We start from the raw sequence: 13,652 nt of genomic DNA on the forward strand, positions 1-13,652 counted from the left end.
GTTTTTCTGCACAGCCGTGTGGACCACCTCTCTGGAGCTACGGACTCAGTTGGTGACGGCCTTGTGCATCGCGTTCCACATCTCCAACTGGATGTCCAGCGTCGCCGTCGCGGCGGCGGCAATGGCCGCCACATCCGCCTTGCTGTGGCAATTGTTCACCACGCACTTCTTGGCGTCCGCGGCATGGCGCTCCTCGACCCCTTCGTCGCCCACGTGGACGTTGAAATAGATCTCGACGTCGTGCACGAACTTGTCCTGCGGGAGGACCTTGTTGGTGTTGCGGAACGCCGTACGGCAGATCTTGAGCATCCGGTCGGCGTGGGACTCCAGCGCCATCGCGACGCCCAGCATGCTGTGGTAGCTGTCGGCCAGCAGCTCCAGGGTCCGCCGACGGTATTCCAAGGTCTCCGGGATGAGGAGCTTGCTGTCCCGCGCCTCCTTGACCAGCATCGGAGCCACGCCGAACTCGACCTGACCGTGCCGGTTGTGGGTGTTCTCCATCAGCACCTCGTGACAGTGTGCCGCGTTGCCGTCGCCGGTCTCCTCGTTGAGGATGTGCGAGAACAGGACCAGGGTGTCCATATCGTCGTGGGCCGCCGCCTGGGCGCACACGTGAGCGATGCCCTTCACGGTTCCTTCGGTGCGGTGGTAGAAGTTCGCCCGGTGGAATTCGAATGATTCGCCGGTCCAGGGCGTTCCCTCAAGGAACGTGAAGTACTCGTTTTCGTAGACCGGGTGCCGGTCCAGGTCGTCGATGAGTGAGGTGACCGAGTCGTGGATGGCCGAGCTGGGAAACGTTGTCATTTCTGTGTCCACTCCTGTTTCAGGCGCGATTGACTGGTGTGACGACTTTGCCGAGCAATGGAGCAGCGGAACGCCAGGATCGGGCAGAGTCGAATCGAAGAGACGGATACTTCATCCGTCGGCTTTATTACGGCACGGGATGAGTGACGTATCCATTCCTCTACTCGCTGAAATCCCTGCCGACCTGTGGGGCCCATGGTGTCTGATGGCTCTTTGTATCCACAGGGCAGAAACTGGCCATTGGTCGCAGGCGCACCGGGATGAGTGGGCGCGCACCGGAGTCGCGGGAAGGCGTGACGCGGCTGGTCTGCGGAAATTGATGTTTCCAGTGTGCGTCAACAACGCAATTCAGGACAGGAAATGCGGTAGAAATCAGGACAGCGATTGCGGGAGCGCCCGCGAGCAGGGAACTCCGCCCGGTCGTGAATGTGTTCCCGGTGAAGACCACCCCGGAGCGGCACCGCGCCTCAACTCCGCGTCTCCGGCGTCGGCGGGACCGGTGATCCAGTGGGCGCGTGTGCGACCGGCCGGTCCGGCGGCCGCGCGGCCTGATCGCGCTCTTGCGGTCAAGGAGCTTTGTGCCGACCGTGAGACGGGACGCGCCCGCGAAACGACGAAGCTCCTGGTAGAGGGGGTCTCGACCAAGAGCACTCTGTCCGCCAGGAGCTTCGTGTGTTTGCCCGCCCGTCTTCGATCGATCTGTCCAGCCGCAACCTGCGGTCTCTGACCGGACAACTGGCTGCCCGGCGGCAGGAGTCCGGTACGCGGCGGCGGCGCCTGCCGGCGGGCCGTCGGACTCTCAGGCCGAGCTGAGACCGTCGAGCAGGAGGTCCCCGAGCTCCGAGAACGCGTCGCCGGCGGACAGGCCGGTGGTCTCCAGAGGGGCGCCGGACTGGACGGCGTCGATGGCGACGGCCACGACCTGGGCGGCGAACGGCCCGTTGACGGAACGGAAGGCACCCGCCCGCACCCCCTCATCGATCAGCTCATGGACCCGGCGTGCGGCGGCGGCCGAGTTCTGGCGGTAGATCCGCGCCGTGGGCTCGTACCCGACCATGTCGTCGTAGAAGGCGTGGGAGTGCCGCCGCATGGCGGTACCCACGCCGGCGAGGTAGACCCGGATCCGCTGCTGGGGGTCCGGCTCGGCCTGGACAGCGCGTTCGATCCCGGCGGCCCGGGTCGACGACCCGGCGGCGCGCCGTCCGTCCCGACGGCCATGACCGGGAACAGGCGGCCCCGAGGACACTGCGTCCGCCTTTGTCTTGGGGGGCAAACCCCACCCCGAAGTGTGCGGTGTACCCCAGTGACCGGGCGTCAGCCGGTGCGAGACAGTGATCGCTATGACAACAGCAGGGGGACTGCCCCTGCCGCACCGAACCTTTCAACCGGCGAATCCGCTGGTCGGCGTGGTGTCTGCACATTTGATCGATCCGAAGGAATTTCCTTGAGCAGTTCCGTGGCCACGTCGCGATCCGCAGGTGTCTCCGGTCGCACACTCGCTGTTCTCGTCGCACTCGCCGTGGCCCTCGTTGCCGCGTTCTTTGTCGCCCCGGGCCGATTGGCGTCGAGCGGGACGGGCAGTGGTCTCGTCGATGAGCACCACCTCGGCAAGGCTTTCCGTGCGGCGTTCGTCGGGTATTGGAGTTCCGGCGACCGGGGTTTCTCCCCTGACCTGGAGAGCGTTGTCGACTACTGGTTCCGCTACCACGTGGCCAAGGCCGTGATCGCCGCGCTCTTGCTGACCGTGCTCGTGGCGCTCGGCGTCCTTCTCTGGAAGGCGTTCCTGAGGGCCGGTGGCCTCGGGGCGGGGCGGAGGGCCGCCCTCGCGGCGGGCGGCATCTTTGCCGCGATGCTCGGGCTGCTCTCGTCGGTGGTGGTGATGGCCAACATCCAGGGTGCGACAGCGCCGTTCGCGTCTCTGTTTCCGATGCTGGTGGTCCGCACAGCCGACGGAGAACTCGCCGACACGCTCGATCAGGTCCGGCAGCGACTGGCCGAGCCCCAGAGCGCGGGTGCCCGGACTCCGCCCGCCCTCACGGTGATGATCAGCGACTTCTCCCGGTACCACGTGGTGCTGGCCGTGCTGGCCGCGATCGCCGCGGTCGTCCTCATCGGCCTGAGCGTGCTGTTGTGGAAGAGGTTCGCGAGGACGGGGGCGGGGTCCGACAGACGAACGAGGCGTGTGGTGGGTTCGTTCGGCGTCCTCTCGGCGCTGTTGTCGCTGGCTCTGATCGTTGTCGCCGTGGCGAACACGACCAGCGCGGCAGACCCGGCACCGGCGCTTCTGTCCCTCTTCGAGGGCGGGTGGTGACGCACCCGGTGAGCGATCAACGCACGCTCGCGAGAACACCCGCGAGAACACCCGCGAGAACACCTACGGGAACATCAGCGAATCCCAGCGGACGCCATCCGGAGCGTCCAGGTGCCCGACGGTCCCCGGCGGCCCCTGACGGCGACGCTCCGGATCCCGCTCAGGCCGTGGTCTCCGGCGCGATCTCGGCGATCAGGCCCTCGACGCGCTTCTTGATCTCGTCGCGGATGGGGCGTACGGCTTCGACGCCCTGCCCGGCCGGGTCGTCCAGTGTCCAGTCGAGGTAGCGCTTGCCGGGGAAGACGGGGCAGGTGTCCCCGCAGCCCATGGTGACGCAGACGTCGGATTCCCTGACGGCATCGACGGTGAGGATCTTCGGCGCCTCGGCGGAGATGTCGATGCCGACCTCCGCCATCGCCTCGACCGCGGCCGGGTTGACCGCGTCGCCGGGGTTCGACCCGGCGGAGCGGACCTCGACGCGGTCCCCGGCCAGGTGGATCAGCCAGGCGGCGGCCATCTGGGAACGGCCGGCGTTGTGGACACAGACGAACAGCACAGAAGGCTTGACGGACATCAGACGGTCTCTCTTGTCTCGCGAAACTCGCGACTGGGATCAGGCGGGGGGTGACATCAGTTTCCGGTGGCGTCAGCCGCCACTGATGTGAGAATATCAGTCCATGCTGACTTCAGTCGACGCTGATCTGATCCGGGTTCTGGCGGACCCGCTCAGGTTGCGGATCGTGACCCTGCTCGCCCACGAGACGCTCTGCACGACGCATCTGGTCGAGGAGACCGGTGCCAAGCAGACCAACCTCTCCAACCACCTGCGCGTACTGCGCGAGGCCGGGGTGGTGGACACCGAACCGTGCGGACGCTTCATCTACTACAAGCTGCGCCCCGAGGTGCTGGAAGCCCTGGCCGGATCGTTCACCGGTCTCGCCGCCACCGCGCGCGCCACCCGGACCGCCGACAGGAAGAGGCCGTGCCCGTGACCAGCACCGAACCCACCGGCACCCCACCGACCGGCACCCCACCGACCGGCACCGAACCGATCACTACCGAACCGATCACCGCCGCGTCCGCCGGATCCGGCGCGGACACGGTCGTCGCCAAGCTCTCGACACTCGACCGCTTCCTGGCCGTGTGGATCCTCATCGCCATGGCGCTCGGCCTGGGCCTGGGACGCATGATCCCCGGGCTCAACGACGCCCTTGCCAAGGTCGAGATCGGCGGCATCTCGCTGCCGATCGCCGTCGGCCTGCTGATCATGATGTATCCGGTCCTGGCCAAGGTCCGCTACGACCGGCTCGACTCGGTCGCCGGCGACCGCAGGCTGCTGGCGTCCTCGCTGGTCATCAACTGGATCGTCGGCCCGGCCGTGATGTTCGCGCTGGCCTGGATCTTCCTGCCCGACCTGCCCGAGTACCGCACCGGTCTGATCATCGTCGGGCTCGCCCGCTGCATCGCCATGGTCATCATCTGGAACGACCTCGCCTGCGGCGACCGCGAGGCCGCCGCCGTACTCGTCGCCCTCAATTCCGTCTTCCAGGTCATCGCGTTCGGCGTGCTCGGCTGGTTCTACCTCGACCTGCTGCCCCGGTGGCTGGGCCTGGGCGACGGACAGGGCCTGGACGTTCCCGTCTGGCACATCGCCCTGAACGTGATCGTCTTCCTCGGCGTCCCCCTGCTGGCCGGCTTCCTCACGCGCCGTATCGGCGAGAAGAACATGGGCCGCGACAGGTACGAGGCGAAGTTCCTGCCCAGGATCGGCCCTTGGGCGCTGTACGGGCTGCTGTTCACGATCGTCATCCTCTTCGCGCTCCAGGGGAAGACGATCACTTCGCGGCCGCTGGACGTCGCCCGCATCGCCCTGCCGCTCCTCGTGTACTTCGCGATCATGTTCTTCGGCACCTTCCTCCTGGGCAAGGGCCTCGGACTGGCCTACGACCGAACCGCCACACTGGCGTTCACCGCGGCGGGCAACAACTTCGAGCTGGCCATCGCGGTCGCCATCGCCACCTTCGGCGTCACCAGCGGCCAGGCTCTCTCCGGCGTCGTCGGCCCGCTCATCGAAGTCCCCGTACTGATCGCCCTCGTCTACGTAGCCCTCGCCTGGCGCAAGAAGTTCCAGGCGAACGCGCTCGTCACCACCGGGGTACGAGGGAGTGACGAGCAGGTGACTGGATGCGCCGAGAGCCGTGGTTCTGTTCATGATCCTCGGCGCCGCGTGTGACCCCTGGGACAGCAGTGGGCACGTAACGCCGAATTATCCGGCCAGATCTCGCCTCTCACGAACGGGACCGGCGTCCGCGACCGCCACCGCCACCGCCCGCACCGGGTCTCATTTCAGCAGGAGCGAGCGGAGATGGGCCGACACATCGCTCAAGGTTCCGCCCTCCCGGATGATGCTCCGTTGCCGGTCGGCCCAGGAGCCGCTCCTGCGGGTCTCCGCCAGCATGTCGTTGACCAGGGCGAGGTCTCCCGCCTCGGACAGCGCGGGAGCGACATGTCTCAGCAGCCGGTCCACCAGGGTCCAAACGGGCAGTGGGAGCCCGGAGTCCAGGTCCAGGGCGTCGCCTTCCAGACCGTACCGGGCGGCCTGCCAGTGGGCCGCTGCCAGGAGCTGGTCGGAGACCGGGGCGGGTTGTGCGTCGCGTTCCACCGCCCGCAGGCAGGTGGTGACCAGTGCGCGGGTCAGTCCCGTCAGCAGTGTCACGGTGTCGCTGGTGGGGCAGACATCCATGACCCGTACCTCGATGGTGGGCACGAACTCGGAGGGGCGGGCGAACCAGTACGCCATTTTCCGGTCGAGGATCACCCCCGAGGCGACCAGCCTGTCGAGCAGAGCGTTGTACTGCGCGGCGTCGGTGAACAGCGGAGCCGGACCGGCCACCGGCAGGTACGACCACCACATGGACCGGAAGCTCGCGTATCCGGTGTCCTCTCCCAGCGAGAAGGGGGAGTTGGCGGCGAGTGCCTGCAGTGTGGGCAGCCAGGGCCGAAGGTGGTTGCCGACCCGGACGGCGTGCTCCCGATCGGGCATGCCGACGTGAACGTGCAGGCCGCAGGGCATATGGCCGAACACATACGCGCCGTACTTCTTGTGGACCGCGCGATAGCGGGAGCCGCTGGTCGGCGGCATGTACGGGCCGGCGACCAGTTCCGTACCGCACGGAAGCACCGCACAGCCCGCCGTCTGGGCGGCCGCCGCGGCCGCGGCGCGCAGGGCGCGCACATCATCGGCCAGCAGGGACAGTTCACGGTGCGGCTCCGTCACGGTCTCGACCACCGCCGTGGATGTCTCCGGGTGCAGGCGTTCGGCAGGTCCGACGGAAGCCGCGGCCGCGATCACCTCCTCGGAGGCGGACACGGCCGACCCGCTGTCCGGGTCGACCAGGAAGAATTCCTCCTCAACACCGACCGTCAGCGGTTGCGTCATGCGGCCCCTTCCCGGACATCGGAGCCTTGATTATGGGTACGGCCGGAGTCCACCGCTTGACCGTTCATCCATAACCGGCCACCAGGGAGTGCGCCGGTGAAAATCCCGAACTGAACCTGTGAGAAGGGGAGTTGGAGAGGATCGAAGCCCTTCGCCAGCCGCGTCAACTGGTGGGCGGCCGCGCTGATGTCCGACAGGCTCACCGAACGGGTGGATCAGTGGCCAACGGGTGGATCAGTGGCTGATGACGACCTTGCCGAAGCGTGCCCCCTTCTCCAAGTAGGAGAACGCGTCCGGTGTCTCCTTGAACGGGAAGACGCGGTCGATGACGGGCCGTAGCCGGATCTGGCTGATGGCCCGGTTCATCTGCTCGAAGTCGCTCCGGCTGCCGACGGTGATCGTCCTGAGCGTCGCGCCGCGTTGGAAGAACCGCGTCAGGTCCATGCCGCCGCCCGACGCGAGATTGCCGACGAGGGAGATCCGGCCGCCGTGGGCGACGGCGGCGATCGACTGGGAGATCGTTCCGGCGCCGCCGATCTCGACGACGAGATCGGTGGCACGACCCGGAGGCGGCGAGCCGCGAGATCGCGGCGCATCTGGGCCGCAACCGTGACGTACGGCTCGCGGCCCTGGCCCGGCACCCGCTCTGACGGGCCGTCGGCCGCCGCCCTCGCTCTTTCCCGGGAGCTGTGTCCGTCGCGGCTCCCGCCCACTCCCCTTTTCTCCCGTCCCCGCCCACTCGCCTTTCTCCTGCCCCCGCCCACTCCCCTTTCTCCCGCCCCCGCCCCGGTAGATCCCCGGGCTGTTGACGAGGCCGGAGAGGGCGATCTTCGGCGGGTAGTGCACCAGCAGATGCACATGGTCGCCCTCGCCGTTGAACTCGATCAGGTCCGCTCCGAAGTCCTCGCAGACGTTCCGCATGATGTCCTCGCACCTGGTCAGCATCTCGTCGTTGAAGACCTCACGCCGGTACTTCGTTACAAAAACCAAGTGGGCGTGGAGGTTGTGGACAACGTGACGACCCCGGCGAAGCCGCCGGAACCGCGCAGGTCCGGCGCGATCACGGTGAAGCCCCGTGCGGCGGGCAACGGCAGCAGCGCGCGCCACTCGACCCAGCTGAACGGCCAGCCGTGGAGGAGGACCACCACCGGGCCGGTTCCGCCGGTCACGTAGTGCAGCGCAGACCGTCACGGCCCTGTCGGACACTCTGTCCGCGCAGCACCGGGACGACTGAAAGGCGCGCCCGGATCCGTTCCGACAGCTCTCGAAAATGACAGAATCACTACGGGTGTCAAATTCATCCGCACTCCACATAAGAAGAATTCCAGCACATTTCGTCGAAGTTAATTACATATTCACTCCCGGCGTGTACCGGCGTATTTCGATACGCGCGCGGTCGGTCTCGTGAATTCACCGTCCCGTACGGGTGATAACTGCCGGACGCTCTAGCTGGCGACGCTCCTCGGGTGCCATAAAGGAGAGGGGAATTTCCCCACCCAAGGAAATGAGTGAATGATGCACAAAATGCGCAGTCACGTCAGGGCCATCACCGTTCTTGCCGTCCTCGCGGTAGCCGGCACCGGAGTCGCGGTGGCTGCCAACCCGGCGGCACCGCAGGCGGCCCCGGCCGCGACGTACTACCCGGGCACGGTCGGGTCGAAGGTCGCGCCCATCCGCTACGACGCGGCGATCCGCGATGACAACGAATGGGGCGCCATCTACGAAGGGGAGACGGTTCTCCTTGAGTGCTATGTGCTGAACAGGGACGAGAACCGCCGGTGGTACCGGATTCCCGTACAGAACAAGTACGTCTCGTCCGAGCTCGTCAGCGCGAGAAACGTACCCCTTTGCGCGCGCTGACGGCCGTACAGGACTGCTGAGGCGCCTCGGTCACCGCCGTTAGCGGCGGTGACCCCTGCCCGCGCCCGCGCCGGATCGTTTTCCCCGAGCTCGTTGATTCGGCGCAGCGTGTATATGCCCAGCAGCCCCGGTCAGCGGTAGGAGTAATGGAAGCCGGCGATGTCCCGGGTGGTCGGTTCGGTGACTCTCCAGGGATCCATCACCGTATTGTCGCCGTCCAGCGCCGGGTTCTCGTTCCGGTGGGCGGGATGCCAGGTCCACCAGAGCCGGTCGACGTTGGCGTGGTGCATGTAGAACAGCGGGTCGGCCGCCGCGGTGCTCAGATGCGACATGGTGGCGCCCACCCACACGTGCACGTCGTCGTGCACGGATTCCAGCCCGTCGACAAAGGTGTTGAAGTCGCCGGCCCGCATCACCCCGTCGATCCGGGCGGTGATCTGCCGCAGCGCCTGCTGGTCGCCGGGCGACCGGGTGACCTGGATCATGCCGCCCATCGGGCCGGGCGCGACGACCGTGGGCAGGACGCCGGTCATCCAGTCCGGAATCCGCGGATCGGTCGTCCAGTCCCAGTACGGGATGGTCACCTCGGAGTGGATACGGCGCAGGGCCGTCTCCACCTGATCCACGAAGACCCGGTGCCACGGCAGGAACCGCTGCGCGCCGAGATCCATGGGCGCCGGTGTCATGCGGTGCTGATCGTGACCCATGTCGGCGTGGATCGCGACGAACTCCCCGAACAGGCCGGACTGGTTGATCACGTCGAACGCGCCGATCAGCCGGGACCGCTCGGTCTCGGTGAGGTCCTTCTCGTTCTTGCGGACCTTCCGCGGGGGCGTCGTCCGGCGCATGGCCGCCAGATCGGCGAACGTCATCGCCCCCGTACCGTGATGCGGCGAGGTGGGGTGCGCGAGCAGTTCGGGATGGACGAGGGCGGCGAGTTGTCGCTCGGTCATCTGAGTCACAGCGGGATCCCGACTCCTCGTGGTCTGGCCTGATCTGGCCCGGTCCGGCGGAAGGTGGTCCAGTTCCACTTCCAGCAGGATCGCTCCTCCTCGGGGCGCACGCATGTCGAACGAGCGGCACGGCAGGTGTTCCCGTACGCTCCCCACCCCGCGTGGCCGCGCGGCGGGCGCGGGCAGCCCGGTCCCCTTCATGGTCGGGACCGGTGCGCCCGCTCCCGTACGACATCCGCCGCGGCCTTGTCCTGCCGGAGCCCCAGAAAGCGCGGATGGCGCAGCATTCCGTCGCGCGTCCATTCGGTGAAGCCGATCTCCGCGACGAGGACGGGCTCGACCCAGTGGGCGCCCGGTACCTCTACCGGTGTGCTGAAGGGCGAGGCGGAGACCTCGATCGTGTCCATCCCGGCGCGGAGCAGGGGCAGGGTCGTGCGGTCGAATCCGGTGCCGACCTTGCCCGCGTAGACGAGGCGGCCGTTGTCGTAGTGGCCGACGAGCAGCGCGCCGAACCCGGTGCGTGCTCCGGCGGGTTCCGTGAAGCCGCCGATCACCAGTTCCTGACCGCTCGCGCAGGTGAGTTTGAGCCAGTCCGGGGAACGGCGGCGCAGGTAGCGACTGTCGGCCCGTTTGGCGATGAGTCCCTCCCAGCCGTGGGCGCATGCCTCGTCGAGCCGCCGCTGCCCGCCCTCGTTGCGGTGGGGCGTGAAGCGCACGGGCGGACGGAAGTCGAGTGCGCGTCGCAGCAGGGACTTACGGGTGCGCAGCGGAAGCCGGGTCAGGTCGACCCCGTCCAGCCGGAGCAGATCGAAGACGTAGTAGGTGACGGCGACCCCGCTGGCCCGGGCACGGTGCGGGTCGGTGAGCTGCATGCGCCGTTGGAGGCGGGCGAAGTCGGTTCGGCCGCCGGTGAAGGCGACGATCTCGCCGTCCACGGTGAATCCGCCGCTCGGCTGCCCGGCGAGCGCCTCGGCGATCTCCGGGAAGCTCCCGTGGACGGTACGGCCGGTACGGGAGAACAGGCGGACGCGGTCCCCGTCCAGAGTGGCCAGTGCCCGCATCCCGTCGAGCTTGCGCTCGAAGAGCCAGCCGGAGCCGAAGTCGCGCCGGTCGCTGAGGACGGCGAGCATGGGGTCGGCCGCCGACTCGACCGCGTGCGGCGCCGAGGTCAGCAGCCGCTGCTGGGCCTCCGGCAGGGACCGGAGGAGATCACTCATTCCGTGTCCTCCCGTACGAGGGTCAGCCGACGCAGCCCGGAACCGAGGGGACGCTGCCTGTGCCGTTGTTGAGGGTCGTGTTGCCCTTGAGCGTGAGACTGCCGGTGGCGGCGACCTTGGCGATGCGAAAGGCAGCTGTGCCGGGGGCTGTTGAGCGGGTGATCGTGTCGGTGTCGCCGGTCAGGGTGACGGCGGCGGTGATGACCGGCAGGGCGTTCGGGCCGTCGCCGTCGCCGTCACTGCTGTGCGGTGTGGTGATGGTGTACGTGCAGTTGCTCGCGAGGACGACGTTTCCGCCACCGGCGGTGTTGGCGGCGTCGATGGCGGCGACGAGCGCCGTCTCCGTGCACGCGACCGCGGCCTGCGCCGTGGTGGGTGCCAGTGCGGCTACGGCCGCCGTCAGGGCGAGACTTCCGGCCAGGACCGGGACGGTGCGGGTGTGCCGCATGTCAGGCTGTCGCGCACGCGGTGACGGCCGCGGCGGTGGCGGCCGCTGCCGTGGTCGTGGCCGCGACGGTGGCGTTGGCGGAAGTGACCGCCGCCGCCGTGGCGGCCGTGGCGGTGGCGGCCGCTTCGGCCAGGGCGGCGGGAGGGTCGCCGGCGGCGATGGCCGCGGCGACCGCCTTGGCCGCTGCCGCCGAGGTCGCCGCGTCGGTTTGGGCCGCGTCCGCGGCTGCCGCCGCGTTGGCGACGGCGGCCGCGGCGGCGGTGGTGGAGGCCGCGCAGGCAACGGGGTCGGGTACGGCACGGTCCGCCGTCACCGCACGCGGCGGGGTGAAGGCGGGGGCGGCCTGGGCCACGGGGGCGCCGCAGGCGATGAGCGCGCCGGTGGCGAGGGAGGCGACGGTGAGACGGTGCAGGTTCATGGAGGGGGATCCTGTTCGAAGAGAAGGGGCGGGCCCGGAGGTTCCGGCACACGGGTCCGGACCGCCGGGACCCGCAGGTGCGGGAACCGGAGCGGCTCTCCTTCGAAGAAGAACACCCGGCGCCCCCGGTGTCTCTTCGGCGGCCCGCTGCTCCGACGGCCACGAGACACTCCGAAGCCGCCGCTCCTGCCGTACGGAAACACCTGGTCAAGGAGGGGTTGGTGGCTGTGCACCCGCCGTTCGGCCGCCCGCTCATCGGCCTATCCCGGTCTCCTCGTACGAGTGGGCGCAGGGCGTGGGGCGTCCGGGCCGGAAGGGGGCGCGGTGGCCCGGATTGATGGATTGGTGCCGTCCCTCGCTGGGCAGTGAGCACGGGGACAGGCATGTCATGTGCACGACATCTCTCCGATAAGGAGGTCGACCATGAACGTCCGCAAGTTGACCACCGGGCTCGCTGCCGCGCTGGCCGTGACCTTTTCCCTGCTGAGTGGCCAGGCCGCGGCCGCTCCCTCCGTGAATGCGGACAGCGCCGTGGCCGCCCGTGTCGTCACCTACGACGCCAGCGGCTCCGCGGAGTTCAGGTCCGCGGTCGACCGGGGCGCGGCGATATGGAACGAGAGTGTCGGCGCGGTCGAACTGCGGCCGGTCACGACCGGGCAGCGCGCCAACATACGGGTCCTGGCGGACAACGGCTGGCCCCGTGCCCTCACCACATCGCTGGGCAACGGAACCGTGTACATCGGCCGGCAGGCGGTGGACGAGGGGCACAACACGATCCGCATCTCGGCCCACGAGCTGGGCCATATCCTGGGCCTGCCCGACCGCAAGCCAGGGCCCTGTTCGAGCCTGATGTCCGGCGCCAGCGCGGGAACCACGTGCACGAACGCCTACCCGAACGCGGCCGAGAAGGCCGAGGTCGAGAGGTACTTCGGTGGCGCGCTCACGCGGGCGGCCGGAGCGCGGACGGCCGGAGCGGTGCCGATCGGCGCCGTGATCGTGGACTGACGGGCGCCGCCGCCGGTGTCACCGGCGGCGCCGCGCCGGGCCGCCGCTGTCCGGCGGCGGCCCGGTCACCCGCCGGAACGCGTCCGGCAGGTAACCCGCTTCCCGGTCAGGCCGGACCGGCGGTGAGCCGCCGTCGGCCGATGAGGACCGTCAGGGGTTCTCGATGGTGATGAAGGGGTCCCACTGGAAGTACCCCTGCAATTGCCGATGGCGGTCCAGGATCTGGAAATAGAAGTGGTACACGACCATGCCGGCCTTTTTGACGGTCGTCCGCCAGTAATGATCCTCGTAATTCTGCGTCACGAATTCCGGCCTGCCCTCGGCCCCCTCCTTCGGCATCGGAAAGATGCCGTCGATCACTTCGATCTCGGGCGTCCTGATGAGCTGGTGGTCGCTGTCGCCGCTCACGTACTTGTACAGCAACGCCTTGTAGTCGCTGCTGAGCGACAGTGTCGTCTCCCGCCACCTGATGCTGTCCCCGGGTTCGGCCCGGAGGTTCAGCTCGGCGCCCGACGCGCCGATGATGTGATCGTGGCGCGTCGTCATGTAGATCAGGCTGTGGTCGACCTGCGTCGGCGCGTCGGGGTTCCTCGACGCGTGGGGATTCCGCTCGACGATCGTGGCCGCGTCGAACGCGATCAGTACGTTGAGATCAGCCATGTCCTGCCTCCTCGGAATACGGGATCTCCCTGACAGGGATTTCCTGAAGTGCCGCCTGCGCACGCCCCTTTCAGGCGGTCGCGGGCCTCGGCACCTTGTGCGCCATCGCTCGGGGGTGGTCGTGCCGGCCGGCGCGCACGGGTGGCGGAGCCGGCCCGTGGAGTGTCGGTCATAGCTGACGATCGTAGATACGAAGAAACGATTTCCCGGTTCAACCGCTGAGTAAAGTCCTAAAAACACCGATCGCGCTGGTTGACGAAATTTCCTCTTGCTCGGCTTTTTCTCGTGAGGGCCGAAGTTTCCTCAGAGGCGGAAGAGGAAGGGGAATGAATGCGGGGCGATGATTCGCTCGCGGAACGCGGAATTCCTGGGGCCTCGATGGTGGAGGGTCCCGCCGGAGACACGGCACATCCGGCCGTCCTCGCCCCGAAGTCTGTCGCCGTACCCCTCTTGTGAGCCCCCGGCTTACGTGTGTACGGTTACGACCGTAAGTGAACGGGCGAAGCCTTGAGGGGTATGCCATGCCCGCCGGTACCG

At 68.1% G+C, this 13,652-nt stretch carries 15 protein-coding genes and 2 pseudogenes; 5 read left to right on the plus strand and 12 right to left on the minus strand.

Features of this window, described 5'->3' with window-relative positions; all coding sequences use genetic code 11:
- Positions 1–45: 45 nt before the first annotated feature.
- Positions 46–804 (minus strand): iron-containing redox enzyme family protein, encoded by a 759-nt coding sequence (locus OG627_RS34765; protein WP_329072040.1) that lies wholly within the window; start codon positions 802–804, stop codon positions 46–48.
- Between the two features lie 799 nt (positions 805–1,603).
- Positions 1,604–2,050 (minus strand): hypothetical protein, encoded by a 447-nt coding sequence (locus OG627_RS34770; protein WP_329072042.1) that lies wholly within the window; start codon positions 2,048–2,050, stop codon positions 1,604–1,606.
- Positions 2,051–2,248: 198 nt separating this feature from the next.
- On the opposite strand from OG627_RS34770, the gene OG627_RS34775 reads away from it, so the two are divergent.
- Positions 2,249–3,115, plus strand: a complete 867-nt coding sequence (locus OG627_RS34775) for a hypothetical protein (protein ID WP_329072044.1) — start codon at positions 2,249–2,251, stop codon at positions 3,113–3,115.
- A 160-nt stretch (positions 3,116–3,275) separates the two neighbouring features.
- On the opposite strand, the gene OG627_RS34780 is transcribed toward OG627_RS34775, so the two are convergent.
- A complete protein-coding gene (locus OG627_RS34780) occupies positions 3,276–3,689 on the minus strand; it encodes an arsenate reductase ArsC (RefSeq protein ID WP_329072047.1) in 414 nt (137 codons plus the stop codon).
- A gap of 103 nt (positions 3,690–3,792) precedes the next feature.
- Here OG627_RS34780 and OG627_RS34785 point away from each other — a divergent pair, with 103 nt between their 5' ends.
- Positions 3,793–4,107 (plus strand): ArsR/SmtB family transcription factor, encoded by a 315-nt coding sequence (locus OG627_RS34785; protein WP_329072049.1) that lies wholly within the window; start codon positions 3,793–3,795, stop codon positions 4,105–4,107.
- Positions 4,104–5,267 (plus strand): annotated as a pseudogene (gene arsB / locus OG627_RS34790) (ACR3 family arsenite efflux transporter); the annotation flags it as partial. The gene OG627_RS34785 and the pseudogene arsB, both read left to right, overlap by 4 nt.
- A 189-nt stretch (positions 5,268–5,456) precedes the next feature.
- On the opposite strand, the gene OG627_RS34795 reads toward arsB, so the two are convergent.
- The 4 genes and pseudogenes from OG627_RS34795 to OG627_RS34810 all read right to left on the minus strand — a co-directional run bounded on the left by OG627_RS34795 (position 5,457) and on the right by OG627_RS34810 (position 7,723).
- The gene (locus OG627_RS34795; RefSeq protein WP_329072051.1) at positions 5,457–6,554 is read right to left on the minus strand and encodes a carboxylate-amine ligase; all 1,098 of its coding nucleotides are present in this window, start codon (positions 6,552–6,554) and stop codon (positions 5,457–5,459) included.
- A 234-nt stretch (positions 6,555–6,788) separates the two neighbouring features.
- Complete coding sequence (locus OG627_RS34800; protein ID WP_329073197.1) at positions 6,789–7,382, minus strand: zinc-binding dehydrogenase; 594 nt, start codon at positions 7,380–7,382, stop codon at positions 6,789–6,791.
- A pseudogene (tnpA, locus tag OG627_RS34805) lies at positions 7,356–7,544 on the minus strand (IS200/IS605 family transposase); the annotation flags it as partial. The gene OG627_RS34800 and the pseudogene tnpA, both read right to left, overlap by 27 nt.
- Positions 7,532–7,723 (minus strand): alpha/beta fold hydrolase, encoded by a 192-nt coding sequence (locus OG627_RS34810; RefSeq protein WP_329072053.1) that lies wholly within the window; start codon positions 7,721–7,723, stop codon positions 7,532–7,534. The pseudogene tnpA and the gene OG627_RS34810, both read right to left, overlap by 13 nt.
- 355 nt (positions 7,724–8,078) lie before the next feature.
- Here OG627_RS34810 and OG627_RS34815 point away from each other — a divergent pair, with 355 nt between their 5' ends.
- Positions 8,079–8,414, plus strand: a complete 336-nt coding sequence (locus OG627_RS34815; protein ID WP_329072055.1) for a hypothetical protein — start codon at positions 8,079–8,081, stop codon at positions 8,412–8,414.
- A gap of 131 nt (positions 8,415–8,545) precedes the next feature.
- On the opposite strand, the gene OG627_RS34820 is transcribed toward OG627_RS34815, so the two are convergent.
- The 4 genes from OG627_RS34820 to OG627_RS34835 all read right to left on the minus strand — a co-directional run bounded on the left by OG627_RS34820 (position 8,546) and on the right by OG627_RS34835 (position 11,450).
- Positions 8,546–9,367 (minus strand): tyrosinase family protein, encoded by an 822-nt coding sequence (locus OG627_RS34820; protein WP_329073198.1) that lies wholly within the window; start codon positions 9,365–9,367, stop codon positions 8,546–8,548.
- 197 nt (positions 9,368–9,564) lie between these two features.
- On the minus strand, positions 9,565–10,584 hold the full coding sequence (gene ligD / locus OG627_RS34825) for a non-homologous end-joining DNA ligase (RefSeq protein ID WP_329072057.1): 1,020 nt from the start codon (positions 10,582–10,584) through the stop codon (positions 9,565–9,567).
- A gap of 22 nt (positions 10,585–10,606) precedes the next feature.
- The gene (locus tag OG627_RS34830; RefSeq protein WP_329072059.1) at positions 10,607–11,032 is read right to left on the minus strand and encodes a hypothetical protein; all 426 of its coding nucleotides are present in this window, start codon (positions 11,030–11,032) and stop codon (positions 10,607–10,609) included.
- A 1-nt stretch (position 11,033) separates the two neighbouring features.
- Positions 11,034–11,450, minus strand: coding sequence for a hypothetical protein (locus tag OG627_RS34835; RefSeq protein WP_329072061.1), 417 nt, complete (start codon positions 11,448–11,450; stop codon positions 11,034–11,036).
- 423 nt (positions 11,451–11,873) lie between these two features.
- Between OG627_RS34835 and OG627_RS34840 the strand changes: the two genes are divergently transcribed.
- Positions 11,874–12,455 (plus strand): snapalysin family zinc-dependent metalloprotease, encoded by a 582-nt coding sequence (locus tag OG627_RS34840; protein WP_329072063.1) that lies wholly within the window; start codon positions 11,874–11,876, stop codon positions 12,453–12,455.
- A 150-nt stretch (positions 12,456–12,605) separates the two neighbouring features.
- On the opposite strand, the gene OG627_RS34845 is transcribed toward OG627_RS34840, so the two are convergent.
- Positions 12,606–13,115: an inclusion body family protein gene (locus OG627_RS34845; RefSeq protein WP_329072065.1), complete on the minus strand. Its 510-nt coding sequence runs from the start codon at positions 13,113–13,115 to the stop codon at positions 12,606–12,608.
- Positions 13,116–13,652 lie beyond the last annotated feature (537 nt).

Source organism: Streptomyces sp. NBC_01429, assembly GCF_036231945.1.
GTDB lineage: Bacteria > Actinomycetota > Actinomycetes > Streptomycetales > Streptomycetaceae > Streptomyces.

Excerpts from the sequence above, each read along its gene's own strand:
- OG627_RS34765 (WP_329072040.1), bottom strand. The coding sequence starts at position 804 with ATGACAACGTTTCCCAGCTCGGCCATCCACGACTCGGTCACCTCACTC.
- OG627_RS34780 (WP_329072047.1), bottom strand. The coding sequence starts at position 3,689 with ATGTCCGTCAAGCCTTCTGTGCTGTTCGTCTGTGTCCACAACGCCGGC.
- OG627_RS34785 (WP_329072049.1), top strand. The coding sequence starts at position 3,793 with ATGCTGACTTCAGTCGACGCTGATCTGATCCGGGTTCTGGCGGACCCG.
- OG627_RS34795 (WP_329072051.1), bottom strand. The coding sequence starts at position 6,554 with ATGACGCAACCGCTGACGGTCGGTGTTGAGGAGGAATTCTTCCTGGTC.
- OG627_RS34815 (WP_329072055.1), top strand. The coding sequence starts at position 8,079 with ATGCGCAGTCACGTCAGGGCCATCACCGTTCTTGCCGTCCTCGCGGTA.
- OG627_RS34820 (WP_329073198.1), bottom strand. The coding sequence starts at position 9,367 with ATGACCGAGCGACAACTCGCCGCCCTCGTCCATCCCGAACTGCTCGCG.
- ligD (WP_329072057.1), bottom strand. The coding sequence starts at position 10,584 with ATGAGTGATCTCCTCCGGTCCCTGCCGGAGGCCCAGCAGCGGCTGCTG.
- OG627_RS34830 (WP_329072059.1), bottom strand. The coding sequence starts at position 11,032 with ATGCGGCACACCCGCACCGTCCCGGTCCTGGCCGGAAGTCTCGCCCTG.
- OG627_RS34835 (WP_329072061.1), bottom strand. The coding sequence starts at position 11,450 with ATGAACCTGCACCGTCTCACCGTCGCCTCCCTCGCCACCGGCGCGCTC.
- OG627_RS34840 (WP_329072063.1), top strand. The coding sequence starts at position 11,874 with ATGAACGTCCGCAAGTTGACCACCGGGCTCGCTGCCGCGCTGGCCGTG.
- OG627_RS34845 (WP_329072065.1), bottom strand. The coding sequence starts at position 13,115 with ATGGCTGATCTCAACGTACTGATCGCGTTCGACGCGGCCACGATCGTC.